Annotated in this window: 20 protein-coding genes; 9 read left to right on the top strand and 11 right to left on the bottom strand. The window is 65.6% G+C overall.

Features of this window, described 5'->3' with window-relative positions:
- The first annotated feature begins 3 nt into the window (after window positions 1-3).
- Genes SARO_RS05380 through SARO_RS05365 form a run of 4 tightly spaced genes read left to right on the top strand, consistent with a single transcriptional unit; the run spans window position 4 to window position 3,999 of the window.
- A complete protein-coding gene (locus SARO_RS05380; protein WP_011444737.1) occupies window positions 4-675 on the top strand; it encodes a CpaD family pilus assembly protein in 672 nt (223 codons plus the stop codon).
- A 4-nt stretch (window positions 676-679) separates the two neighbouring features.
- On the top strand, window positions 680-1,954 hold the full coding sequence (locus SARO_RS05375) for a pilus assembly protein CpaE (RefSeq protein ID WP_011444736.1): 1,275 nt from the start codon (window positions 680-682) through the stop codon (window positions 1,952-1,954).
- 43 nt (window positions 1,955-1,997) lie between these two features.
- Window positions 1,998-2,972 (top strand): type II secretion system F family protein, encoded by a 975-nt coding sequence (locus tag SARO_RS05370; protein WP_011444735.1) that lies wholly within the window; start codon window positions 1,998-2,000, stop codon window positions 2,970-2,972.
- Window positions 2,973-2,991: 19 nt separating this feature from the next.
- Window positions 2,992-3,999: a type II secretion system F family protein gene (locus SARO_RS05365; protein WP_011444734.1), complete on the top strand. Its 1,008-nt coding sequence runs from the start codon at window positions 2,992-2,994 to the stop codon at window positions 3,997-3,999.
- Window positions 4,000-4,055: 56 nt separating this feature from the next.
- On the opposite strand, the gene SARO_RS05360 is transcribed toward SARO_RS05365, so the two are convergent.
- The 6 genes from SARO_RS05360 to SARO_RS05335 form a co-directional block, all read right to left on the bottom strand.
- Window positions 4,056-5,063: a fumarylacetoacetate hydrolase family protein gene (locus SARO_RS05360; RefSeq protein WP_011444733.1), complete on the bottom strand. Its 1,008-nt coding sequence runs from the start codon at window positions 5,061-5,063 to the stop codon at window positions 4,056-4,058.
- On the bottom strand, window positions 5,060-5,518 hold the full coding sequence (locus SARO_RS05355; protein ID WP_011444732.1) for a MarR family winged helix-turn-helix transcriptional regulator: 459 nt from the start codon (window positions 5,516-5,518) through the stop codon (window positions 5,060-5,062). Before SARO_RS05355 ends, SARO_RS05360 begins: the two co-directional genes overlap by 4 nt.
- A gap of 204 nt (window positions 5,519-5,722) precedes the next feature.
- The gene (locus SARO_RS05350) at window positions 5,723-6,361 is read right to left on the bottom strand and encodes a TetR family transcriptional regulator (RefSeq protein WP_011444731.1); all 639 of its coding nucleotides are present in this window, start codon (window positions 6,359-6,361) and stop codon (window positions 5,723-5,725) included.
- Window positions 6,358-7,230 (bottom strand): crotonase/enoyl-CoA hydratase family protein, encoded by an 873-nt coding sequence (locus SARO_RS05345; protein WP_011444730.1) that lies wholly within the window; start codon window positions 7,228-7,230, stop codon window positions 6,358-6,360. The genes SARO_RS05350 and SARO_RS05345 overlap by 4 nt, the downstream gene beginning before the upstream one ends.
- Before the next feature lie 61 nt (window positions 7,231-7,291).
- On the bottom strand, window positions 7,292-8,077 hold the full coding sequence (locus tag SARO_RS05340) for an SDR family NAD(P)-dependent oxidoreductase (RefSeq protein ID WP_011444729.1): 786 nt from the start codon (window positions 8,075-8,077) through the stop codon (window positions 7,292-7,294).
- Between the two features lie 33 nt (window positions 8,078-8,110).
- Complete coding sequence (locus tag SARO_RS05335) at window positions 8,111-9,283, bottom strand: acetyl-CoA C-acetyltransferase (protein WP_011444728.1); 1,173 nt, start codon at window positions 9,281-9,283, stop codon at window positions 8,111-8,113.
- Window positions 9,284-9,391: 108 nt separating this feature from the next.
- Here SARO_RS05335 and thiL point away from each other — a divergent pair, with 108 nt between their 5' ends.
- The 5 genes from thiL (at window position 9,392) to SARO_RS05310 (ending at window position 15,661) form a co-directional block, all read left to right on the top strand.
- Window positions 9,392-10,270, top strand: a complete 879-nt coding sequence (gene thiL, locus SARO_RS05330; protein ID WP_041550186.1) for a thiamine-phosphate kinase — start codon at window positions 9,392-9,394, stop codon at window positions 10,268-10,270.
- 121 nt (window positions 10,271-10,391) lie between these two features.
- Window positions 10,392-12,515 (top strand): sodium-translocating pyrophosphatase, encoded by a 2,124-nt coding sequence (locus SARO_RS05325; protein WP_041550184.1) that lies wholly within the window; start codon window positions 10,392-10,394, stop codon window positions 12,513-12,515.
- 181 nt (window positions 12,516-12,696) lie between these two features.
- Window positions 12,697-13,836, top strand: a complete 1,140-nt coding sequence (locus SARO_RS05320) for a GNAT family N-acetyltransferase (RefSeq protein ID WP_143004779.1) — start codon at window positions 12,697-12,699, stop codon at window positions 13,834-13,836.
- On the top strand, window positions 13,833-14,714 hold the full coding sequence (locus SARO_RS05315; protein ID WP_011444724.1) for a transcriptional regulator: 882 nt from the start codon (window positions 13,833-13,835) through the stop codon (window positions 14,712-14,714). Before SARO_RS05320 ends, SARO_RS05315 begins: the two co-directional genes overlap by 4 nt.
- 44 nt (window positions 14,715-14,758) lie before the next feature.
- Window positions 14,759-15,661, top strand: coding sequence for an acyl-CoA thioesterase (locus SARO_RS05310; protein ID WP_011444723.1), 903 nt, complete (start codon window positions 14,759-14,761; stop codon window positions 15,659-15,661).
- On the opposite strand, the gene SARO_RS05305 is transcribed toward SARO_RS05310, so the two are convergent.
- The 5 genes from SARO_RS05305 to SARO_RS05285 form a co-directional block, all read right to left on the bottom strand.
- The gene (locus SARO_RS05305) at window positions 15,662-16,114 is read right to left on the bottom strand and encodes a hypothetical protein (protein ID WP_011444722.1); all 453 of its coding nucleotides are present in this window, start codon (window positions 16,112-16,114) and stop codon (window positions 15,662-15,664) included. It abuts the gene before it with no gap.
- Window positions 16,111-16,899 (bottom strand): hypothetical protein, encoded by a 789-nt coding sequence (locus SARO_RS05300; protein ID WP_011444721.1) that lies wholly within the window; start codon window positions 16,897-16,899, stop codon window positions 16,111-16,113. The genes SARO_RS05305 and SARO_RS05300 overlap by 4 nt, the downstream gene beginning before the upstream one ends.
- A gap of 135 nt (window positions 16,900-17,034) precedes the next feature.
- Window positions 17,035-18,093, bottom strand: coding sequence for a PLP-dependent cysteine synthase family protein (locus SARO_RS05295; protein ID WP_011444720.1), 1,059 nt, complete (start codon window positions 18,091-18,093; stop codon window positions 17,035-17,037).
- Between the two features lie 9 nt (window positions 18,094-18,102).
- Entirely contained in the window at window positions 18,103-20,040 is a 1,938-nt protein-coding gene (uvrC, locus tag SARO_RS05290) for an excinuclease ABC subunit UvrC (RefSeq protein WP_041550181.1), read from the bottom strand.
- A 195-nt stretch (window positions 20,041-20,235) separates the two neighbouring features.
- A complete protein-coding gene (locus tag SARO_RS05285; RefSeq protein ID WP_041550179.1) occupies window positions 20,236-22,803 on the bottom strand; it encodes a TonB-dependent receptor domain-containing protein in 2,568 nt (855 codons plus the stop codon).
- Window positions 22,804-23,031: the final 228 nt, after the last annotated feature.

The raw sequence follows: 23,031 nt of genomic DNA, 5'->3' as shown, positions 1-23,031 counted from the left end.
GCCATGCGCCACAGCCTCATCCGCGGCACCGCAAGTGCCTTCGTCCTCTCGCTCGGCATCGCCCTCTCGGCCTGCTCGTCGGTGCCGGAGAACCGCATGCTCACCTCGGTCCACCAGCCCGTGGTGGAGCGCAACCACTTCGTCTTCGATCTCGAGACGCTGCCCGGCGGCGGACTTTCGATCACCGAACAGCGCCGTCTCGCGGGGTGGTTCGAAAGCCTCGGCCTCAAGTACGGCGACAAGATCGCGGTGGACGACCCGCTCCAGTCGAAGGCCACACTGTCGGCGGTCGATGCCGTGGCAGGTCGCTGGGGGCTGATGCTGGCCGACGGCGCCGCACCGGTCACGCCGGGCTACGTCGCGCCCGGAGCGGTCCGTGTCGTCGTGACCCGCGCGACCGCCTCGGTGCCGGGATGCCCATCGTGGGAATACAACTCCGACATGACCCTGAACAATCACACCAGCACCAATTTCGGTTGCGCCGTCAACAGCAACCTTGCCGCGATGGTCGCCGACAAGGAGCATCTCATCCAGGGCGCCTCGGGCACCGGCGAGACGGTCGTGATGAGCAGCACCAAGGCCATCGACAGCTATCGCGCGGCCCGACCGACCGGAGAGGAAGGCCTCAAGAACGTCACCACGTCCAGCGCCAGCGGCGGCTCGGGAGGGAACTGATACCATGAGCTGGAAGAACGCAAACCGCGACGCCTTCGCTGCCTTCATGTGCGACGAGAACGCGCTGGACATGCTCCGGCCGGTGGTCGTCGACATGGGCTGGGCGCCGGAAAAGTGCCATCGCGGCGGACTTCGCAACGCGATCCAGTCGCTTTCGATCACCGCAAGCCCGAACATCCTGATGGTCGACCTGTCGGAAAGCGGCGATCCGCTGAACGACATCAATGCGCTCGCCGAAGTGTGCGAGCCCGGCACCGTCGTGATCGCCGTGGGCCAGGTCAACGATGTGCGACTTTACCGCGACCTGATTGCCTCGGGCATCCAGGACTACCTGCTCAAGCCGCTCAACCCGGGTCAGCTCCGCGACGCCCTGGTCCAGGCCCAGGCGATCTTCACCGCGCCCAAGAGCCATGATCCGGCAACGGCCAAGCGCCACATCTCCACGGCCATCGTCGGCACGCGCGGCGGGGTCGGCGCCTCCACGCTCGCGACCTCGCTCGCCTGGCTGTTCAGCACCGACCATCGCCTGCCGACGGCGTTGCTGGATCTCGACGTGCACTTCGGCACCGGCGCGCTGACGCTCGACCTCGAGCCCGGCCGCGGCCTGACCGACGCGATCGACAATCCCAGCCGCATCGACGGGCTGTTCATCGAGCGCGCGATGATCCGCGCGAACGACAACCTCGCGATCCTCTCGGCCGAAGCGCCGATCAGCTCTCCGCTGATGACCGACGGCAGCGCCTTCCTGCAGCTTGAAGAAGAGTTCCGCCAGGCATTCGAGATGACCGTCATCGACATGCCGCGCAACATGCTGATCAACTTCCCGCACCTGCTGGCAGACGTGAACGTCGTGATCGTCGCGACCGAACTGACGCTGGCTGGCGCGCGCGATGCAATCCGCCTGCTGTCCTGGCTGAAGACCAATGCGGCCCATGCACGCCCGCTGATCGTCGCCAACAAGATCCAGGCTGGCGCCAACGAGATCTCGAAGGCCGATTTCGAGGCGTCGATCGAACGCAAGATCAACTACATGATCCCCTACGACATCAAGGGCGCCTCCAACGCGGCCAAGCTGGGCCAGACGTTCGTTGCTGCGAACCGCTCGTCCAAGGCGGGGACCGTTCTGCGCGACATTGGCGAGGCGATCATCGGATCGGTCGGCGAAGACGGCTCGACCTCGGCCGACACCGGCGCCGACAGCCGCAAGGCATCGCTGCTCGGCAAGTTCGACCTGAAGAAGATGCTTGCGCCCAAGGCCCGCGCGGGCGCGCCGGCCTGACTCCCCCGGCGTGAACTAGAGATGTGACAGGAAGACACCGGCGATGACCAGCATTATCCAGCTTCTGCTGATGTCCACCGGGCTGATGGTGGCGATGGTGCTGGGCTATGCCGCGCTGTCCGGTCCATCGGCCTCGAAGGAAGTCAACCGGCGCCTCCAGTCGGTCCGCTTCCGTCACTCGGAAAGTACGCTGGACAAGGTCGAAGCGCAGTATCGCAAGACGCTCGCCGCGCGCAAGCCGAAGACCATGAGGCCCGCCGGGTCTTCGTCGCGGCTCGAGGCGCTCGAACTGCGCCTGCACCGCACCGGCAAGGGCTGGACGCTTTCGCAGTACCTCTACGTCAGCGGCGGCCTCGCCATTCTGATCTTCCTGCTGGTGTACCTGCGCACAGGCGCGCCTCTGCTGGCGCTCGGTTCCGGCATTTTCATCGGCGGCGGCCTTCCCCACATGCTGGTCGGTCGTGCGATCAACAAGCGGATCGACAACTTCGTCACCCGCCTGCCCGATGCCCTGGACCTGCTGGTACGCGGCCTGCGCTCGGGCCTGCCCGTCACCGAAACGCTCGGCGTCGTCGCGGCCGAACTGCCGGGCCCGGTGGGCGAGGAGTTCAAGCTGGTGACCGACCGCATCAAGGTGGGCCGCACGATGGAAGAGGCTCTCCAGGACACGGCGGACCGGTTGAACCTGCCGGAATTCAACTTCTTCTGCATCACGCTGGCGATCCAGCGCGAGACGGGCGGCAACCTCGCGGAAACGCTGTCGAACCTGTCCGACGTGCTGCGCAAGCGCGCACAGATGAAGTTGAAGATCAAGGCGATGAGTTCGGAATCGAAAGCCTCGGCGTATATCGTCGGCGCCCTGCCCTTCATCGTCTTCGCCCTGATCTACTGGATCAACCCGGTCTATCTCGGAAAGTTCTTTGTGGACGAACGCCTCATCATCGCCGGCCTTGGCGGCCTGACCTGGCTCGGTATCGGAGCCTTCATCATGGCCAAGATGGTCAGCTTCGAAATCTGAGCGGGAGAGGCAAGGCGCTATGACAAGGACTCCCCCCGGACCGACGCTGCTCGGCTTCGACGTCTACTTCGTCGGCTCGATTCTCGTGGCCATCGCGGCTTTCGCGGTCATGCTGGCAATCTACGCCGCAGTCACCGTCCGCGATCCGATGGCCAAACGTGTCAAGGCGCTGAACGAGCGGCGCGAACAGCTCAAGTCAGGCATCGTCACCGCCAACGCCCGCAAGCGCACGAGCATCGTCCGCCGCAACCAGACGACCGACCAGATCCGCGGTTTCCTCGAATCGCTGAAAGTCCTGCAGGACAGTCAGCTCGCGGTCATCCAGCAAAAGCTGGCGCAGGCCGGCATCCGCAAGAAGGAATGGGCGGTCGCCGTCATCCTCGGCCGACTCGTCGGACCGATCGCGCTCGGCCTGTTCGGCGCGGCCGTGTTCTATTGGTCGAACACCTTCCCCGACTGGAGCCCGTTCAAGCGCTTCCTCGGCTTCGCGGTCTGCCTCATCGCGGGCTACAAGGGACCGGACCTCTTCATCCAGAACCTCGTGTCCAAGCGCACGGTTGCTGTCCGCAAGGGCCTTCCCGATGCGCTCGACCTGCTGGTGATCTGCGCCGAGGCCGGTCTTACGGTCGACGCCGCCTTCAGCCGCGTCGCCCGCGAACTTGGCCGCGCCTATCCCGAACTGGGCGACGAGTTTGCCCTGACTGCCATCGAACTGTCGTTCCTGACCGAGCGCAGGCACGCCTTCGAAAACCTTGCCTACCGCGTCGACCTGGACTCGGTGAAGGGCGTGGTCACGACGATGATCCAGACCGAACGCTACGGCACGCCGCTGGCATCGGCCCTGCGCGTGCTGTCGGCGGAGTTCCGCAACGAGCGAATGATGCGCGCCGAGGAAAAGGCCGCGCGCCTTCCCGCAATCATGACGATCCCGCTCATCCTTTTCATCCTGCCGGTGCTGTTCATCGTCATTCTCGGCCCAGCCGCATGCTCGATCAGCGACAGCCTCGTCAACAAGAAGCCGGTCTGACGGGAGAGGCGACCGCGGGAACGAGATGTGCGTCGGCGCTGCGCTAGCGCCGACCTTCAGGGGCGGACGACGGTCTGCTCGATGGCGCCGAAGATGCTCTTGCCCTTGTCGTCGCGCATTTCGATCCGGACTGTATCGCCCCATCGCAGGAAGGCCGTCGACGGCTGGCCCGATGCGATCGTCTCGACCATGCGCTGTTCGGCGATGCAGGCATAGCCGCGCCCGCCCTGGGCCACCGGGCGTCCTGGCGAACCGTCGGGATCGCGATTGGACACGGTGCCCGATCCGATGATCGAACCGGCCCCGATGCTGCGCGTCTTCGCAAGATGCGCGATCAGCACGCCGAAGTCGAACGTGCACTCTTCCGCAGCCTCGATGCGCCCGAACGGCTCGCCGTTGAGGTCGACCATCAGCGTCTGCGACAGTCTGCCGCCAGCCCATGCGTCACCGAGCGTTTCCGGCGTCACGAAGACCGGGGAAAAGTGACTGGCCGGCTTGGACTGGACGAAGCCGAAGCCCTTGGACAGTTCGCCGGGGATGAGATTGCGCAACGACACGTCGTTGACCAGACCGACAAGGCGGATATGCTTCAGCGCTTCTTCGGGGCTGACGCCCTGGGGCACGTCGCCGGTGACGACGACGATTTCCGCCTCGAAGTCCCCACCCCAGGCTTCGTCCGCCAGTACGAGGGGATCGCGCCCGCCGCGCATGTCGTCGCTGCCGCCCTGATACATCAGCGGGTCGGTCCAGAAGCTTTCAGGCAGCTCCGCCCCACGCGCCTTCCGCACCAGTTCGACGTGATTCACATAGGCGCTGCCGTCTGCCCACTGGAAGGCGCGCGGCAAGGGTGCGCAGGCCTCGCGCTCGTGAAAGCGCTTGAGCGGAATGGCTTCGTGCGCAAGCTCGATCGCCAAGGCCTCGATCAACGGGAAATGCCGGTCCCAGTCGTCCAGCAGACCCTGCATCGTCGGGACGATGTGGTCGGCATCGGCATACCAGGCCAGGTCGTCGGACACGACGATCAGCCGCCCATCCCGTCCCTGCGGGAGGGAGGCAAGCTTCACTTGTCGTCGCCTTCGATTGCGCGCGCGGCTTTCAGCAGCTTGTCGAGGATCGACCGCAGCTTTTCCTTCTCGCGCTCGGTGATCGAGGAGAAGATCTTTTCGTAGATGTGGACCGCCTGGGGCCAGATCTTGCCGTGAAGTTCACGTCCGGCGGGCGTGAATTCGAGATGGTGGGAACGTCCGTCCTGCTCGTTCGGGCTGCGCTGGACGAGGCCCCGCTGCTCCAGCACCTTGCAGGCGCGGTTCACCGCCACCTTGTCCATCAGCGTGGCGCGCACGAGATCGCGCTGCGTCAGCGACCCGGCGTCGCCCAGCACGGCCATGATCCGCCACTCGGGAATCTTGAGGCCGAACTCGCTGCGATACTCGCCCGAAATGAGGCCGCTCACCGCGTTGGAGGTGATGGCCATCCGATAGGGCATGAAGTCGGAGAGACGGGTCTGTGTTCCAGGCATGATTTCGTATCACATGAAACCAGCCGGGTGTGCAAGAGAGAAATAAAATATCACCAGGCGGCGCGCACCCGGTAAAACATGTCGGGAACCGGCGCCACAGGATATTTTCTTTACCCCACCGCCAGCGCTGCTTTCGGCACGAATGCGGGCGGGCACCCCCGGTCCGGGAGGCCCGTGCCACACAACGATACGCAGCAAGGCGCGTCAGTGGGCGAGAATGCCCGCCATGATGAAATCGACTGTATGTTCGCGATAACTGTCGCGCAGTTGCTCCGTCAGCGTGTCCTGATCGAAACAGTGCTTGAGCACGAGACGGGCGGAGAAGAACCGGTCTGCGGCGCCCGTGACCGTGAAGTAGAACAGTTGCGGGTTGATCGGACGGAACACCCCCGCCTTCACGCCCTCGCCGATGAAACGGTTGTACGCACGATGCAGCGGCAGGAGGTACTGGTCGGCGATGCGCTTGGCCTCGGCCTCGTCGCTGTCCCGCACCAGGCGCATGAGCAGCCGGTTGAGGTAGGGATAGTCGTAATAGGTGTCGATGCACTTGGAGATGTGCCGGCGCAGCTTGGCTTCCGGGCTCATATCGTCCTTGGCGAGAAGCGCGTCGACCGACTTGACGATGTTCTCCATGTCGCGGTCGAGCAGCGCCTTGAGCAGGCCCGCCTTGTTGCCGAAGTAGTACTTCACCAGCGCCGAATTGAGGCCCGAGCGCAGACTGAGTTCGGAAAGCGAGATGTCCACGACATCGCCTTCGCGCATGATGTTCGACGCCGTCTGCAACAGCAGATCGCGCGCGCCCGGCGTCTCGAGGTTGTCACCCTTCTGCACGTCTGAACTCATTTCCAACCTGGCTCATCCCACCATGGATAAAACGACGGCATATCCGAAGAAACGCGTCCGGGGTAGCTGGGAGCGCGCTTTTCGAGAAAGCTGGTAATGCCCTCCGCCGCGTCCTTGCCGCGCGAAAGCGTATAGATCGCCCGACTGTCAACCCGGTGGGCTTCCATCGGATGCGAAAGGCTCGGATTGTGCCACAGCATCGCGCGGGTCATCGCGACCGAGACGGCGCTGGTATTGTCCGCGATCTCGCGAGCAAGGGCACGGGCTGCGGGCATCAGGTCTTCGGGTTCGTGGAGCGAACGCACGAGACCGCCGCGCAGCGCTTCCTCGGCGTCGAACACGCGCCCGGTCATGCACCACTCGAGCGCCTGCGGCAGACCCACGATGCGCGGCAGAAACCAGCTCGAAGCCGCTTCCGGCACGATCCCGCGCCGCGCGAAGACCAGGCCGAACCGCGCCTTCGTCGATGCAAGGCGCATGTCCATCGGCAACTGCATGGTCACGCCCACGCCAACCGCGGCGCCGTTGATCGCACCGATCACAGGCTTCTTCGACTGGTAGATGCGCAGCGTCAGGAGGCCGCCGCCGTCGCGCACGCGCGGGTCGGACAGATCTTCCACCGCCTCGCCGCTGGAAAACACATGCTTGCCGTCGTCAGGAGTAAGGTCCGCGCCCGCGCAGAAGGCACGGTCGCCCGATCCGGTGACGATCACCGCCCTGACGCTGTCATCGGCGTCGGTACGGTCGAACGCGTCGATCATCTCGTTCATCATCGTGCCGGTGAAGGCGTTCATCTTGTCCGGCCGGTGCAACGTCAGGGTCGCGATGCCGTCGGCAATTTCGAGCGTGATCTGCTTGTATTCGGCCAAATGACCTCTCCCGTTCGATGGGGGCGGGATGCACTGCCCCGCCCCTCATCGCATCAAAACATCAGCGCGGCGCCATGCGGATGGCGCCGTCGAGACGGACGTCCTCGCCGTTGAAATAGCCGGTCTCGATCATGCACAAGGCGAGATTGGCATACTCTTCCGGCTGGCCGAGGCGCTTGGGAAACGGGACCGAGGCGGCAAGCGCGGCCTTGACGTTGTCGGGCGCGCCCTGAAGCAGCGGGGTGTTGAAGATGCCGGGCAGGATGGTGTTGACGCGGATGCCCTCGCTCATCAGGTCGCGCGCGATCGGCAGGGTCATGCCAACGACGCCACCCTTCGACGCCGAGTAGGCGGCCTGGCCCATCTGGCCATCTTCCGCCGCAACCGAAGCGGTGTTCACGATCGCGCCACGCTCGCCAAACTCGTCGCAGGGGTCGAGCGTCATCATGCCGGCCGCCGACTTGGCGATGCAGCGGAACGTGCCGACCAGGTTGATCTGGATGATCCAGTTGAAGGCATCCATCGGGAAGTGCTTGATCTCGCCGGTTTCCTTGGAACGGCTGGCGGTCTTGATGGCATTGCCGGTGCCCGCGCAGTTGACGAGGATGCGCTCCTGCCCGTGCGCGGCGCGGGCCTTGGCGAAGCCGGCATCGACGCTTTCGTCGCTGGTCACGTTCACTTCGCAGAACACGCCGCCGATTTCGGCAGCCACGGCCTCGCCCTTTTCCTTCTGGAGGTCGAAGATGGCGACCTTCACGCCCTTGGCGGCAAGCGCGCGGGCGGTCGCGGCGCCGAGGCCGGATGCGCCGCCGGTGACGACGGCGGCAACGGTATTGTCGAGCTTCATCTGGGGTAATCCTCTCTCAAACGCTTGTTATGTTCAAAGTGCCTCGATGATCGTGACGTTGGCCACGCCGCCGCCTTCGCACATCGTCTGCAAACCGTACTTTCCGCCCCGCGCGCGCAGGGCGTGGACGAGCGTCGCCATGAGCTTGCTGCCCGAAGCGCCCAGCGGATGGCCAAGCGCGATCGCGCCGCCGTTGACGTTGAGCTTTTCCGGATCGGCGCCGGTGTGCTTCAGCCAAGCCATCGGAACGGAGGCGAACGCCTCGTTCACTTCGTATAGGTCGATGTCGGAAATCTTCATGCCCGCGCGCTGCAATGCACGATCGGTGGCGAAGAGCGGCTCTTCGAGCATGATCACCGGATCGCCCGCGGTCACTGTCAGATTGTGGATGCGCGCCAGCGGGGTAAGTCCATGCGCCTTGAGCGCAGCTTCCGACACGACCAGCACGGCACTCGAACCATCGCAGATCTGGCTGGAGCTGGCAGCGGTGAGCGAGCCTTCGGGGCTGAGCAGCTTGACGCCGGCGATGCCCTCGAGCGTAGCGTCGAAGCGGATACCTTCGTCCACGGTGTGCATTGCGGGGCCTTCGGGCGTCTCGATCTCTACCGGCACGATTTCGTTCGCGAAGGCCTGGGCATTGGTTGCCGCAATCGCCTTGCGATGGCTGTCCAGCGAGAAGCGGTCGAGATCGTCCTTGGTGAAGCCATGCTTCTTCACGATCATTTCCGCGCCCATGAACTGGGAGAACATGACCCCGGGATACTTTTCTTCCAGCCCCGGCGACTTGTAGTGACCGAGCCCCTCCTTCATGTGGAACGTGGCGTTGGAGCCCATCGGCACGCGGCTCATGCTCTCGACGCCCGCCGCGATGACCATATCCTGCACGCCAGACATGACAGCCTGCGCCGCGAACTGGATCGCCTGCTGCGAAGAACCGCACTGGCGGTCGATGGTGACGGCCGGCGTCGACTGCGGCAGCAGCTTCGAGGCGAGCACCGCGTTGCGGCCCACCTGCATTGCCTGCTGACCGGCCTGGGTGACGCAGCCCATGATGACGTCGTCGACCGCGGTCGGGTCGATGCCGGTGCGCGCGACGATCGCATCGAGGCTGCGAGCGGCGAGGTCCACCGGATGGACGCCCGCAAGCCTGCCCCCGCGCCGACCGCCTGCCGTGCGAACCGCATCGACGATATAGGCTGTAGCCATTTCTTCTCCGACTCCTCTCGAATACTCTTTAATCGAACGATTAAGGACCGCAAGGCCGCTGGTCAAGCAGGCTTGTGGAGACAGCCGCTCCACCCCATAGACCGGGGCGTGAGCAAGGAATCCGCCCTGATCGAAGCGATGCGCGCGCTGGCCACGCACCCGGCCGCCCGCGCCCTCGCGGACGATTGCGCAGTGCTGGACTTCGGCGGCGAAACGATGGTCCTGACCCACGACATGATGGTCGAGGGCGTGCACTGGCTGCCGGGGCAGGACATGGCGGATGTGGCGTGGAAGCTGGTGGCGACGAACCTGTCGGACCTTGCATCCAAGGGCGCGGAACCTGTCGGCGTCCTGCTGGGGTATACGCTCGACAACGATGAAGACGCGCGCTTCATCGAAGGGCTCGGTGCGGCGCTGGCGACCTTCGGCGTTCCGCTGCTGGGCGGCGACACGGTAAGCGGCAATGGCCCGCGCAGCCTCGGCCTGACTGCCCTGGGCCGCGCGACTTCACATCCCGTGCCCGACCGGCGCGGCGCCAGGGTGGGCGATGTGCTGTGGATCACCGGCCCGGTCGGAGCGGCGATGCTCGGGTTCGAGGCGCTGCGCGATGGCACCGCCGCGGACAGCACGGCCTTTCGTCGGCCCGTGCCACGCCTTGCCGAAGGTCGCGCGCTGGCAGGCATGGTCACGGCTATGATGGACGTGTCCGACGGCCTGCTGATCGATGCAGCGCGCATGGCGGATGCCAGCAACGTGACTTTCGCCATCGACAGTGCCTCGGTCGCCTTCCCGCCCGCCCTTCCCGCCACGCGCCGCGACGAGGCGATGCGCTGGGGCGATGATTACGAGTTGCTGTTCTGCCTTCCCGCACGATCGGTTCCACCGATCCCTGCCGTTCGCATCGGCCATGCTGTAGCCCGCATGGCAACAGCCGTTACGGTCGACGGCGTGCCACCCGAGGGTCGGCTCGGTTATTCGCACGATTAAAAACCGACTGGCGCACCGCATCGAAGGACTTGCGGGGCGGGAATAAACCTATAGCTTCCGCCCGACCCGCAACGACGGGGACGGATCATTCGTGGTCCGGGAGATAAAGGGGGATGCCAACGTGAACCTAGTCGTATTATCGATAATACTCGGGTTACTTGCCGTCGTTTATGGCTTCGTGACCAGCCGCCAGGTGCTTGGCGCACCGGCCGGCAATTCCAAGATGCAGGAAATCGCCGCCGCCATCCAGGAAGGCGCGCAAGCCTACCTCAAGCGCCAGTACACCACGATCGCCATAGTCGGCGTGGTCGTTGCCGTGATCATCGCGGCTACGCTGGGCACGATCTCGGCAACGGGCTTCGTGATCGGCGCAGTGCTTTCGGGCGTTGCGGGCTTCATCGGGATGAACATCTCTGTTCGCTCGAACGTGCGAACGGCGGCCGCAGCGCAGAATGGGCTTCAGGCCGGTCTCACGCTGGCATTCCGTGCAGGGGCGATCACCGGCATGCTGGTGGCGGGCCTTGCCCTGCTCGCCATCGCGGTGTTCTACCACTACCTGACCGACATTGCCGGTTACACCGTAGGCGGCGACGATCGCACCGTGGTGGACGGGCTGGTTGCGCTGGCCTTCGGCGCATCGCTGATCTCCATTTTCGCACGTCTGGGCGGTGGCATCTTCACCAAGGCTGCTGACGTCGGCGCCGACCTCGTCGGCAAGGTGGAAGCAGGCATCCCCGAAGACGATCCGCGCAACCCCGCCGTCATCGCCGACAACGTGGGCGACAACGTCGGCGACTGCGCCGGCATGGCCGCCGACCTGTTCGAGACCTACGTCGTGACCGTGGGCGCAACGATGGTTCTGACCGCGCTGCTGCTCAAGGGCCTCGGCGCTGCCCTCGCCCCGATGATGGCGCTTCCGTTGCTGATCGGCGGCGTGTGCATCGTCACCTCGATCATCGGCACCTACTTCGTGAAGCTGGGTTCGTCGAACAACATCATGGGCGCGATGTACAAGGGCTTCCTTGTCACCGCCGTGCTCTCTGTCGGTGCGATCTGGTGGGCCATTTCCTATGCGCTGGGCGACATGGAAACCTCGATGTCGTACACCATCCTCGACAACACGGTGACCTTCTCGGGCCGCGTGCTGTTCTACTGCTCGCTGCTCGGTCTGGTCATCACCGGCCTGATCATCTGGATCACCGAGTACTATACCGGCACCAACTACCGCCCGGTGCGCTCCATCGCCAAGTCGTCGGAAACCGGCCACGGCACCAACGTCATCCAGGGACTGGCCATCAGCCTTGAATCGACCGCGATGCCGACGATCGTGATTTGCGCCGGCATCATCATTGCCTACCAGCTCGCCGGGCTGATCGGCATTGCCTATGCGGCAACCGCGATGCTGGCTCTGGCCGGCATGGTCGTCGCGCTGGATGCCTACGGTCCTGTCACCGACAACGCAGGCGGCATTGCCGAAATGGCAGGCCTCGACGATTCGGTCCGTGAAAAGACCGACGCGCTCGATGCGGTGGGCAACACCACCAAGGCCGTGACCAAGGGCTACGCGATCGGATCGGCCGGCCTTGCCGCGCTCGTCCTGTTCGCTGCCTACACCACCGACCTTCGCGAGTTCTTCCCGAACCTCGCGGTCAGCTTCAGCCTCGAGAACCCCTATGTCATCGTCGGGCTGCTGCTCGGCGCTCTCCTGCCGTACCTGTTCGGTGCGATGGGCATGACCGCAGTGGGCCGCGCGGCGGGCGATGTGGTGATCGACGTGCGTGACCAGTTCCGCGAAAATCCGGGTATCATGGCGGGCACTTCGAAGCCCGACTACGCCCGCACCGTCGACCTCGTGACCAAGGCCGCGATCAAGGAAATGATCGTGCCTTCGCTGCTGCCGGTACTGGCGCCGATCGCGGTATACTTCGTGATCGCCGCGGTTGGGGGGCAGGCCAACGGCTTCGCCGCGCTTGGCGCACTGCTGCTCGGCGTTATCGTCGGCGGCCTGTTCGTCGCAATCTCGATGACCTCGGGCGGCGGCGCGTGGGACAATGCCAAGAAGTACATCGAGGACGGCAACCACGGCGGCAAGGGTTCGGACGCGCACAAGGCGGCCGTGACCGGCGATACCGTGGGCGACCCGTACAAAGACACTGCCGGCCCGGCAGTGAACCCGATGATCAAGATTACCAACATCGTCGCGCTGCTTCTGCTCGCGGCGCTGGCAGCACACGCGGCGGGGTAACACCGCCGAACGCCCCGAGTTGGGGAGAAGGAACCCCGTCCGGCTTCATCCGGGCGGGGTTTTTCCTTGCCCTCGAAACGGGAACAGCCATCACAATCAGCGCGTTAACCAGCTCTTCGGGCCTGCTCCGCTATCGAGGCGACGGAGACTCGCCAAATTGCATGCCCCGTCCTTAACCCTGATGCCCGATCTGTCGCGCCCGGCGGCCGAACTGATCACCAGCATGGAGCCCTGGGACCAGTGGGCAGGCGCGCAAGCGATAAGCCTTTGGGCGGAGCTTGCCGATGCGGCGACGACGCCGAACCCCTTCTTCGAACACTGGTATCTCCTTCCCGCACTGGAAGCCTTCGATGCCGACCGTGCGGCACGCATCCTCGCGATAAGGACCGGCGGCAGGCTGATCGGGCTCATGCCGATCGTCATGCAACGCAGCTATCAACGCTGGCCCCTGCGACACCTTGCCTCGTGGCAGCACGCCAATGCCTTCCTTGGTACACCGCTGGTGCGCGCCGGATGCGAGACACTGTTCTGGCAAGGATTGCTGGATTGGGCCGACAAGGCAGCGCCCGACGATGGCGCGCTGTTCCTGCACCTGCCGGCAATGCCCCTCGAGCAGCCGCTGACCCAGTGCCTGATGGACCTGTGCTTCGAAAATGGCCGTCCCGCGGGACTGGTGATGCGCGAACAGAGGGCCTTGCTGCACTCTCCGCTGAGCCCGGAAGCCTATCTGGAACGTGCGCTGCGAGGCAAGAAGCGCAAGGAACTTCGCCGCCAACATGCCAGGCTTGCCGAACAGGGAGCGCTGGCGTTCGAGCGGCGCGAGGATGCGCAAGGGATCGACGCGTGGATCGAGACCTTTCTGGCGCTTGAAGCGGCTGGCTGGAAAGGGCGGTCGGCAAGCGCCATGGCCTTTGCCCCCGAAACCGCATCGCTCTTCCGCCAGGCACTGATCCAGGCGGCGGCGCTCGGTAAGCTGGAACGGCTTTCGCTGACGCTGGACGGGCGACCTGTCGCGATGCTGGCGAACTTCATCACGCCGCCGGGCAGCTTCTCCTACAAGACCGCATTCGACGAGACGCTCGCCCGCTTCTCGCCCGGCGTCCTCCTGCAACTGGAAAACCTCGCATTGCTGCGCCGGGACGACGTGACCTGGTGCGATAGCTGCGCCGCGCCCGATCACCCGATGATCGACAGCATCTGGACCGAACGGCGCCCCATCGGGCGCCTGTCGGTCGGCATCGGTGGCAAGATCCGGCGTGCGATCTTCAAAACGACGCTTGCCCTCGAACTGCAACGCAACCCGACTGGAATCGGTGCATGAACCTTGCAACTCCTTCGCAGATGACCGCCGCGTCAATCGAGACATTCGATGCCACGTCATGCGCGGCCTTTTCCGCCTGCTATCCCGAGACGCCGCACAAGCTCGTCCACCGGCTGCGCGATCATCCACTTCTGCAACTCGATGCACTCGCCGCCCTTGGCGAGGAACTGCCCGCGCATTCGGTCGAATACAACCGCGCCGACCTGCCCATCGGGCTCAACGGCGGGAAGGCCCCGCCCAACGGCATCGGGATTGGCGAGACCATTCGCAATATCGCCTCCACCGGGAGCTGGGCAGCGCTGAAGAATGTCGAGCAGGTGCCGGCCTATGCCGCGCTGCTTGGAGAGTTGCTGGAGGGATTGCGCCCAACCATCGAGGCGCGAACGGGGGCGATGCTGAAACCGCAGGGCTTTGTCTTCGTGACGAGCCCCGACGGGGTCACCCCGTACCACTTCGATCCCGAACACAATATCCTGCTGCAACTCATGGGCAGCAAGGTGATGACGATGTTCCCGGCCGGCGATTCCCGCTTCGCGCCGGACGAAACACACGAGACCTATCATACCGGCGGCGGGCGCGAGCTGTTCTGGCGGGACGAACTGCTCGGCCACGGCAGGCAATGGCCACTTTCCCCCGGAGAGGCGCTCTACGTTCCGGTGATGTCGCCGCACTTCGTCACCAACGGCCCCTCCCCATCGGTATCGCTTTCGATCACGTGGCGTTCGGAGTGGAGCTTTGCCGAAGCCGATGCACGCGCATTCAACGGGCTGCTGCGGTCAATGGGGCTGAAGCCGGGGGCGCCCAGGCGCTGGCCTGCATCGAACAGGGCCAAGGCGATGTGCTGGCGGCTCTACGGCAAGGTACGTGGGCTGCGCTGACGCATACCGTTGACGTAAACGGGAGCTCGGTTCATCGAACGCACATGACCGAGAACGAAAATCCGAGTCCGCAGGAACTGGTGGACGGCCTGCTGACGCTGCTCGACGTGAAGGACCATGGTGGCGACCGCTTCGAAGGGCGGCGCAAGATCGGCGGCGTGGGGCGCGTCTTCGGCGGGCAGGTCATCGGCCAGGCGCTCGCCAGTGCAGAGCGCACTGTGCCCGATGACCGTCCGGTCCATTCGCTTCACGCCTATTTCCTGCGCGGCGGTAGCGAGGACCACGAAATCGACTTCAAGGTGGAGCGAGACCTCGACGGCGGCTCGTTCTCCAACCGGCGCGTGGTGGCAAGCCAGCTTGGCAAGCCGATCCTCAACATGGTGGCATCGTTCCACAAGCGCGAGGACGGCGTCTATCATGCGGACGCGATGCCTACGGTCGCCCCGCCCGAGAATCTGCCGAGCGAAGTGGAATTGCGGCGCAAGTATGCCGACAAGGTGCCCGAGGCGATGCGCCGCCAGATGCTTCAGCCCCGCCCCATCGAACTGCGCCCGCTCGAAGCGCGCCACTGGATGGACAGCGGCCCCCGCGATCCGGTTTCGCACACGTGGTTCCGCTCGGTCGCCTCGCTGCCCGACGATCCGCGCATCCACCGCGCGGTGCTGGCCTATGCCAGCGACATGACGCTGCTCGGCACCTCCACGTTGCCCCACGACATAAGCTGGTCCAAGGGCAACATGATGGGGGCCAGCCTGGACCACGCAGTGTGGTTCCACGACGATTTCCGCGCGGACGAATGGCTGCTCTACGCCTGCGACAGCCCGTGGGCGGGCCGCGCGCGCGGTTTCAACCGGGGCCGGATCTACACGCGCGAGGGCAGGCTCGTCGCCAGCGTCGCGCAGGAAGGGCTGATCCGCCCGATCACGCGAAAGCCCAGGGAAGGCTGATCAGCGCGGCGGACAGGCCGGTCCGGCAATCTTCGGCTGCGCCACCATCGCGAAGACAACGCGGCCAAGCGCGGCAGGACCGGGGCTTGCCGCAAGGTCGCGAGCGACGGTTTCGAAGCGCCGGCAGTTGGCCGGGTCGGTCGCGCCTGCGCCATATCGGTTGCCGAGCCGCGTCGCATAGCCATCGAAGGCATGAGCATCGGGCCCGAAGAAGGCCTGCAGACGACGGTGCGCTGCGGCAAAGACCGGACCGTGCGTTGCGAGCATGGCGGAATTGCCCGCGCCGATGTCCACGCCGATTGCCCGGCAGCGCAACGACACCGCCAGCATCATCGTCGAGAATTCGTGCACGCGCGCGGCGGTCAGCGTCTCGCGGTCGAGGCACCCCTGCGCGCCGGCGGGAGACGCCGCAAGCAAGGCAAATGCCGCAAACGCGCCGACGAAGCTTTTCATTTCGCGGCCGCCGCCACCTGGCAGGCCGATACGGGCACGGCCATGATCGCATCGAACTGCCGCACGAGCGCGGCCTGGCGGCTGTATGTCATGGCCGCCACTTGCTGCTGGTAGTCGCGCGCTTCGGCAGCAATCGCGTTCATCGGCGCGGGGTCGCGCGAAAGCTGGTAGCTGTCGTATGCCTGCTGCAGCCTGTGCATGTGCGCCACCGCCGCCGCATTGTTCGACCGTGCCTGCTCAAGCACCGGCTTGTAGCGGGTTTCGTAAAATGCATTGCGCTGTTCGGCCGAGCAGAACGCGCCCGGCAGCGGCAGATCCGGCACGTCGGCCAGCGACGGGCGCAGCGGCAAGGCGAAGCCCTGTGCAGCCGCGACCTGGGCAGTGCTGGCGCCCGGCTCCTGCGACCGCGCCAGTTCGCCGAGCAGGGCCGCATCAGTATCGGGAACCGCTGCCTGCACGGCCTCCGAGACAGGTCTCGCGGCAGCGGCCTCCGCAATCACGGCAGGTTCGGCAGCCACGGCAGGCTCGGCAGCCACGGCAGGTTCCGCCGTGCGCTCGGGCACCGCACCCTTGCGCAGGCTCGCGACCTTGGCCTTCGCCAGCGCGCTGAACGTACCTGTCGGGTACTGCTGGAGATAAGCCTCGTAGACGGCAGGGTCGTCACTTCCGGCGACCGATTGCCAGAAGGCCAGTTCGAACGGTGTCCCTACTCCGTTCGCCGCCTGCGCCATCAGCGGCGAAGCGAATGCCAGCGATAGCGCCCCCAGCGCCGCGATGCGTCCCATTTCACGTCTCTCCGCTGCGCAAGGCGTCCCGGTGCCAGCCGCAGGTCCAAAGCGAACTTGGCGCTGCGGACCGTCAACCGGCACCCAACAAACAGGGTTACCTCGTCGGAAAGGAAGCTTTGCCGTTGGGGCGTGTCAGGAAAGCAACGCCGCGACGCGCACCTCGTCGGCCCGCCAGTCGATGCCCTGCCCGTCGAGCCAGGCATCGTCGTAGTAGGTCCCCGCATAGCGCAGCCCGGAATCGCACAGGATCGTGACGATCGACCCGGTCTCGCCGGAAGCTGCCATTTCCTGCGCGATCTCGAGGCAAGCGTGGACATTGGTTCCTGTCGAACCCCCGACCGGACGTCCGATCCGCGCTGCGATGGCCCGCATCGCACCGATCGACGCCGCATCGGGCACCGCGATCATGCGGTCGATCACGTCGGGCAGGAAAGAAGGCTCCACGCGCGGCCGGCCGATTCCCTCGATCATGCAGCGCACTCCCCGGGACGGCTCTGTGACGCTTCGGTCGGCATGGTGGAGGTGGAACACCGAGCCTTCAGGATCTGCAACGCAAAGCCGTGTCGCATGGCGGCCGTAACGGATGAAGCGCCCGAGCGTGGCGGAAGTACCACCGGTCCCAGCCCCGCACACGATCCACGACGGCACCGGATGATCCTCGCGCGACATCTGCTGGAAGATGGATTGCGCGATGTTGTTGTTGCCGCGCCAGTCGGTCGCGCGCTCGGCATACGTGAACTGGTCAAGGAACAAACCGCCCGCGTCGTCCGCAAGGCGCGCCGCCTCCGCGTACATCTGCGCCGCGGTATCGACCATGTGCACCTCCCCGCCGTGAAAGCGGATCGCATCGATCTTCGCGGGTGACGTGCTGCGCGGAATAACCGCCACGAAGCGCAGGCCGATCAGCCGGGCGAAATAGGCTTCCGACACCGCCGTGGAGCCACTCGTCGCATCGACCAACAGCGTGTCGGGCCCGATGCGATTGTTGCACAGGCCATAGAGGATCAGCGAGCGGGCGAGCCGGTGCTTGAGACTGCCGGTCGGATGGACGCTCTCGTCCTTGAGATAGAGCGTGATGCCCGGAAAGCGTGGAAGTTCTACGCGGATGAGATGCGTGTCGGCTGAGCGGTTGAAATCCGCCTCGATCCGCCGCACCGCCTCGTCGGCCCAGGCCCTGGATTCTTCCCGCATCGTGTCCTCCTATCCCGAGGGATGGTAGAAGTCGTAGATCGTCTGCGCGACCGCCGCACTTACGCCCGGTGCGCGCTGAAGGTCCTCGAGGCTCGCCGCGCGCACCTTGCCCGCAGTGCCGAAGTGCAGCAACAGCGCCCGCTTGCGCGCGGGGCCGATTCCGGGAATCTCGTCCAGCGGGCTCGCGGTGATCGCGCGGCTGCGCTTCGCCCGATGCGCGCCGATGGCAAAACGGTGCACTTCGTCGCGCATGACCTGAAGCTGGAACAGCACCGGCGAGTTCACCGGCAGCATCTTCTCGCGCCCGTCGGGAAAATGGAACACCTCACGCCCCTCGCGCCCATGGTGCGGGCCCTTGGCGATGGCAACCAGCGGAACGTCCTCGATGCCGAGTTCGCCCAGGGCCTCCTTCACCGCGCTCATCTGCCCCTTGCCGCCATCGATCAGCACAAGATCGGGCCAGTTGCCGCTTTCCCGATCGGGGTCCTCCTCCTGCGCGCGCCCGAAGCGGCGGGTCATCACCTCGCGCATCATCGCGAAGTCGTCATTCGTCTGGGCCAGCTTGATGTTCCATTTGCGGTACTGGCCCTTCACAAACCCTTCCGGCCCCGCGACGACCATCGCGCCAAGGGCATTGGTCCCCTGGATGTGGCTGTTGTCGTAGATCTCGATTCGCTGCGGGACTTCAGGCAGTTCGAGGAATTCGGCCAGTTCCCGCATGACCTTCGCCTTGGTTCCGCTTTCGGCCATGCGCCGGTCGAGCGCTTCCACGGCATTGCGCTGCGCCTGTTCCATGAGACGGCGCCGGTCGCCGCGCTGGGGCACCGATATCTCGACCTTCCCTCCGGCGGCTTCGCACAAGGCTTCGGCCAGCAGATCCGCCTCGGGCAAGGCGCGATCGACGAGGATCAATCTTGCAGGCGGCACTTCCTCGTAGAACTGCGCCAGGAAGCTGGTCATCACTTCCTCTTCCGACAAGCCCTCGGTGTGGCTGGGGAAGAAGGCGCGGTGGCCCCAGTTCTGGCCGCCCCGGATGAAGAAGGCCTGCACGGCCACCTGCCCGCCCTTCGTCGCCATGGCGAAGACATCGGCATTGCCCACGCCTTCGGCATTGATCGCCTGGCTCCCCTGGATGAACGTCGCGGCGCGCAACCGGTCGCGCAACATGGCGGCGCGCTCGAAATCGAGGTCCTCGGCCGCCTTGTGCATCTGCGCCTCGATCTCGCGCTGCACCGCGCCCGACTTTCCGCCGAGGAAATCCTTCGCCTGCCGTACCAGCTCGCCGTAGTCGGCTTCCGATATCCGGCCGACGCAAGGGGCCGAGCAGCGCCGGATCTGGTAAAGCAGGCACGGCCTGTCACGCCGCGCCATGAACCCGTCGTTGCAACTCCTCAACAGGAACAGCTTCTGCAGCGCGTTGATCGTGGTGTTCACACTGCCGGCACTGGCGAACGGACCGTAGTAGTTGCCCTTGGCCTTGCGCGCGCCGCGATGCTTGCTGATGCGCGGGAACGCGTGATCCCCGCGCAGGAGGATGAAGGGGAACGATTTGTCGTCACGCAGCAGGACATTGTAGGGCGGCCGGAAACGCTTGATGAGCTGTGCCTCGAGCAGCAGCGCCTCGGCTTCCGAATTGGTGGTGACGATGGTCATGCTGCGCGTCTGGCTGACCATGCGGCGAAGACGGTTGGGCAGGCGTTCGACCTGGGTGTAGTTCGCCACCCGGTTCTTCAGAGCGCGCGCCTTGCCAACGTAGAGGACATCGCCCCGCGCATCGAGCATGCGGTAGACGCCGGGCTTGGGCTTGAGCGTCTGTACCGTTTCGCGGATCACACCGGCGCCAAGCTCAATGTCCGGCCGGTCGGCGCCGCGCAGGGTCGTGGCGGCCCGCTCCTCGTGGAAGCGCTCGGTCTCTCGGTCGGGCGGGGTCTGGGGCTTGCGGGCCATGGCGTGACAAGCAGATAGTCGCTCGGGCGCGCGGCGCAATGGGCCGCACCTGCCCTTTCCCCAGCGCTCCGACGAAGCGCAGGCTCAGGGTTTTCCCGCATGGACCTCCTGAACCCACAGGCCCGGTCCCGCGAACGGGCGCGCCTGTGGGTTCAGGGCGGCAAGCGGTCGGTGTGACGACGGGCCGGCGCGCCCTCAGAACTGCTTTCGGAACTCGATCTCGAACACCCGTCCGCGCGGGTCCAGATAACCCGGCTGATAGCGCAGCGGCACCGAACCGGTCGCGTCCGTCACGCGCTGCTGCGCGTTGAACAAGTTGTCGACCGACAGCGAAATGCGCGACCCCTTGAGGAACGGCACCTTCTCGACCAGCTTCTCCTTGCGCCCGAGATCGGCGAATGCGCGGAAGTTGAAAGTGGCGATCGGCGCGAAGTGCAGCGTGCTGGCGCCGGGCGCACCGCTCGATTCAATGCGCGAGCCGCCGGTGTACGTGGCATTCAACCTCAGGCCGAAGCCGCGGTAGAAGCCGCCTCCTTCCATCTCGATCGAATGGCGTGCCACGCCGCTGCTGATAGCCTCGCCATCGAGCAGGTCGAACACCTCGCCGCCCGGCGCGATCTGCACAGACTGCTGGAAGCGCACGGTGTGGAAGACTGAAAGGTTCCACCGGCCGCGCCCGTCGGAATTGAAGCCACCCCGGCCACCGGGCCCGCCGCGCATTCGCATGCCGCCGCCAGGACGCCCCGCACCATGAGGCCCGTCGCCCGGAGGCCCGCCAGCGCCCATGCGCGGCCCGCCGCCGGGCCCGCCGGGCCCGCGCATCCCCGCCATCGGGCCGCGCCGCATGTTGGGATCGGGCTTGCCGAAGCTCCCCGACAGGTTGACGCCATAGCGCAACCGCGATCCCTTTTCCTCGGCAAAGGTCACCGCGCTCTGGTCGACCGAAACGATCCGGCCATCGGCATCGCGCACCACCCGCCCCGGAAAGGCCGCCTCGACCGCCGGGGTCAGCAGCGGGAAGGAATTGGTGGTGTTGGTCGAACGGTTGCGGAAATACTCCGCGACGAACGTGGAATCCTTGAGGAAGGGCAGCGTCCAGTTGACGCCGAACTTCCAGTCGCGCTGGCGCTCCTCGCGCAGGCCCGGATTGCCGCCCGAAAGCACCGTCGCCAGCACCGTCTCGCCGCGCGTGAAGTCATAGAGCGATACGTTCTGCGTGACCGTGGTCGGACCGCCAAGGTCGGTAAGGCCGGGGGCCTTGTCGGCAACGACGTAGGTCGCCTGCAGGCTCAGCTTCTCGGTCGGCGCCCAGGTAAGCCCTCCGCCCCAGTTGTAGAGCGTGCCGAAGTCCGACAGCCGGTGCACTTCGGCGTTGGCATTCAGCGAAATGTCCCCCGCGCCTGCTCCGAAGCCCTCCTTGCGGCTGGTGATCGGCAGGTCGAGGCTGAACCCGGCCTGGGCATCGCCGCGTTCGAGATTGACCTGCCCTGTGGAGGTGCGGGTATCGCTGCTCTCGATGCCCGAATAATCGAACCCGGCCTTCACGGTCAGCGCCATTTCGCCGCCCGGGAGGCGCAGGGGGGCGCCGCTCATCGTGGCAAGGCTGGACAGCGAATCCGTCTTTGACAGCGCGCGATCGGCAGCGCCCGGAACGATGGCGGATGAAGGCAGGCTCCCTGTCGCGGTGATCGTGCCCGCATCGACCAGCGCCTGAAGGCCCGAAAGGTCTGCGCGGTTGTCGATCGTGCTGCGGGTCTCGACGTGTCCGCCGTCGGCCGTCACGGCAAGGAACCAGTCGCCAAGCGGCTTGTTGAGGGCGGCGCCCGCCTGGAGGGTCGTCGTCCGCCGCCGGGTGGTAATGGGCCGGGGCTGATCGGTGGTGCGCAGGACTTGCGTTCCGTCCACGTCCGTCAGGGTCACCGTGTTGAGCCCGTTGAGCGTACGTGCATCGTCGCGTTGCGCCAGTAGGTTGACGCTGAGGCCCGCCCCGCCACCCAGGGCGCGGGCAAGCGTGGCGTTGACCTGCGCCGACTTGCTGTCGCCGATCAGCGTGCGGTACTGCGCGGGGTCGGGATCGCCGGCGAGCCGTGCGGTGGAACCGGCCTGCGCAATCGCGCGCTCCGCCTCGGTGAGAGGGCTGGTGTCTTCCAGCTTGGCGGTCACGTTGATGCGGTTGCTGCCGGCGATTTTCGCAAGCGTGAATTCCTGCTCCCACTCGGAAAAGCCGCCGCCGCTGGGCAGGCGCAGTTCGCTGTCGCTGCCGTAGCTGCTGAAATTGTCCTTGAGGATGAAGTTCACCACGCGCTGGTCAGGGCGATAGCCGAACTTGAGCGCGACCTCCTCGGGCAGGATCTCGACCCGGCGAATGGCCTCGGGCGGGAGCCCACGCATTTCGCGGAAGCCAGATATGCGCATCCCGTTGAGCAGCACCACCGGCGCCCCGTCGCCGCGCCCGCGCCCCGACGAGGTCTGGGGGGAAAGCGCGCTCAGCAGGTCCTGGATCGATCCGGCGCCATAGGACGCGATCGCTTCCTCATCGAGCACGGCGATCGGCGGCTGCGCGGTATCGACTTGCCCCTTGATCCGCGTGGCGACGACGAGGATCTGGTCGGGCTCGGCAACGATTTCATCGTCGCCAGCCTGGGCCGGATCTTCCATTCCACTTGAATCGGTGCCCGCCGTCACGTCCTGCGCCATCGCCGGATTGATCGCCGCGAGGCAGAAGGCCAGTGTTGCCAGCGAAGACGCTGCTGAAAATCTCACAAACTCAACCCTTGAACAAAAACCAGGAGCACCAGCCAAGGCGCCACAGTCAACGCCAAGGGTGGCCATCCGGTCCCGGGCGGACAACGCGCATTTGGTATCATTTTGTCGCATTGCAGCATGCTGAACGGCGGTCGCGGAGACAGGACGCGCAGTTGTCCGCCCCCTCTTTCCTTTTCCGTCGCACATCGCTATGGGCGCGCCAAAGTGCGGGCGCGCGCGGATTCC

Origin of the sequence: Novosphingobium aromaticivorans DSM 12444 (assembly GCF_000013325.1) — a bacterium.
GTDB classification, from domain to species: Bacteria; Pseudomonadota; Alphaproteobacteria; order Sphingomonadales; family Sphingomonadaceae; genus Novosphingobium; species Novosphingobium aromaticivorans.
This window is presented reverse-complemented; position numbering and strand designations above follow the sequence as displayed.

What these genes read in the sequence shown, in the direction of transcription:
- SARO_RS05380 (WP_011444737.1), top strand. Translation starts at nt 4, where the DNA reads ATGCGCCACAGCCTCATCCGCGGCACCGCAAGTGCCTTCGTCCTCTCG.
- SARO_RS05375 (WP_011444736.1), top strand. Translation starts at nt 680, where the DNA reads ATGAGCTGGAAGAACGCAAACCGCGACGCCTTCGCTGCCTTCATGTGC.
- SARO_RS05370 (WP_011444735.1), top strand. Translation starts at nt 1,998, where the DNA reads ATGACCAGCATTATCCAGCTTCTGCTGATGTCCACCGGGCTGATGGTG.
- SARO_RS05365 (WP_011444734.1), top strand. Translation starts at nt 2,992, where the DNA reads ATGACAAGGACTCCCCCCGGACCGACGCTGCTCGGCTTCGACGTCTAC.
- SARO_RS05355 (WP_011444732.1), bottom strand. Translation starts at nt 5,518, where the DNA reads ATGCCTGGAACACAGACCCGTCTCTCCGACTTCATGCCCTATCGGATG.
- SARO_RS05350 (WP_011444731.1), bottom strand. Translation starts at nt 6,361, where the DNA reads ATGAGTTCAGACGTGCAGAAGGGTGACAACCTCGAGACGCCGGGCGCG.
- SARO_RS05340 (WP_011444729.1), bottom strand. Translation starts at nt 8,077, where the DNA reads ATGAAGCTCGACAATACCGTTGCCGCCGTCGTCACCGGCGGCGCATCC.
- SARO_RS05335 (WP_011444728.1), bottom strand. Translation starts at nt 9,283, where the DNA reads ATGGCTACAGCCTATATCGTCGATGCGGTTCGCACGGCAGGCGGTCGG.
- SARO_RS05320 (WP_143004779.1), top strand. Translation starts at nt 12,697, where the DNA reads ATGCCCGATCTGTCGCGCCCGGCGGCCGAACTGATCACCAGCATGGAG.
- SARO_RS05315 (WP_011444724.1), top strand. Translation starts at nt 13,833, where the DNA reads ATGAACCTTGCAACTCCTTCGCAGATGACCGCCGCGTCAATCGAGACA.
- SARO_RS05310 (WP_011444723.1), top strand. Translation starts at nt 14,759, where the DNA reads ATGACCGAGAACGAAAATCCGAGTCCGCAGGAACTGGTGGACGGCCTG.
- SARO_RS05305 (WP_011444722.1), bottom strand. Translation starts at nt 16,114, where the DNA reads ATGAAAAGCTTCGTCGGCGCGTTTGCGGCATTTGCCTTGCTTGCGGCG.
- SARO_RS05300 (WP_011444721.1), bottom strand. Translation starts at nt 16,899, where the DNA reads ATGGGACGCATCGCGGCGCTGGGGGCGCTATCGCTGGCATTCGCTTCG.
- SARO_RS05295 (WP_011444720.1), bottom strand. Translation starts at nt 18,093, where the DNA reads ATGCGGGAAGAATCCAGGGCCTGGGCCGACGAGGCGGTGCGGCGGATC.
- uvrC (WP_041550181.1), bottom strand. Translation starts at nt 20,040, where the DNA reads ATGGCCCGCAAGCCCCAGACCCCGCCCGACCGAGAGACCGAGCGCTTC.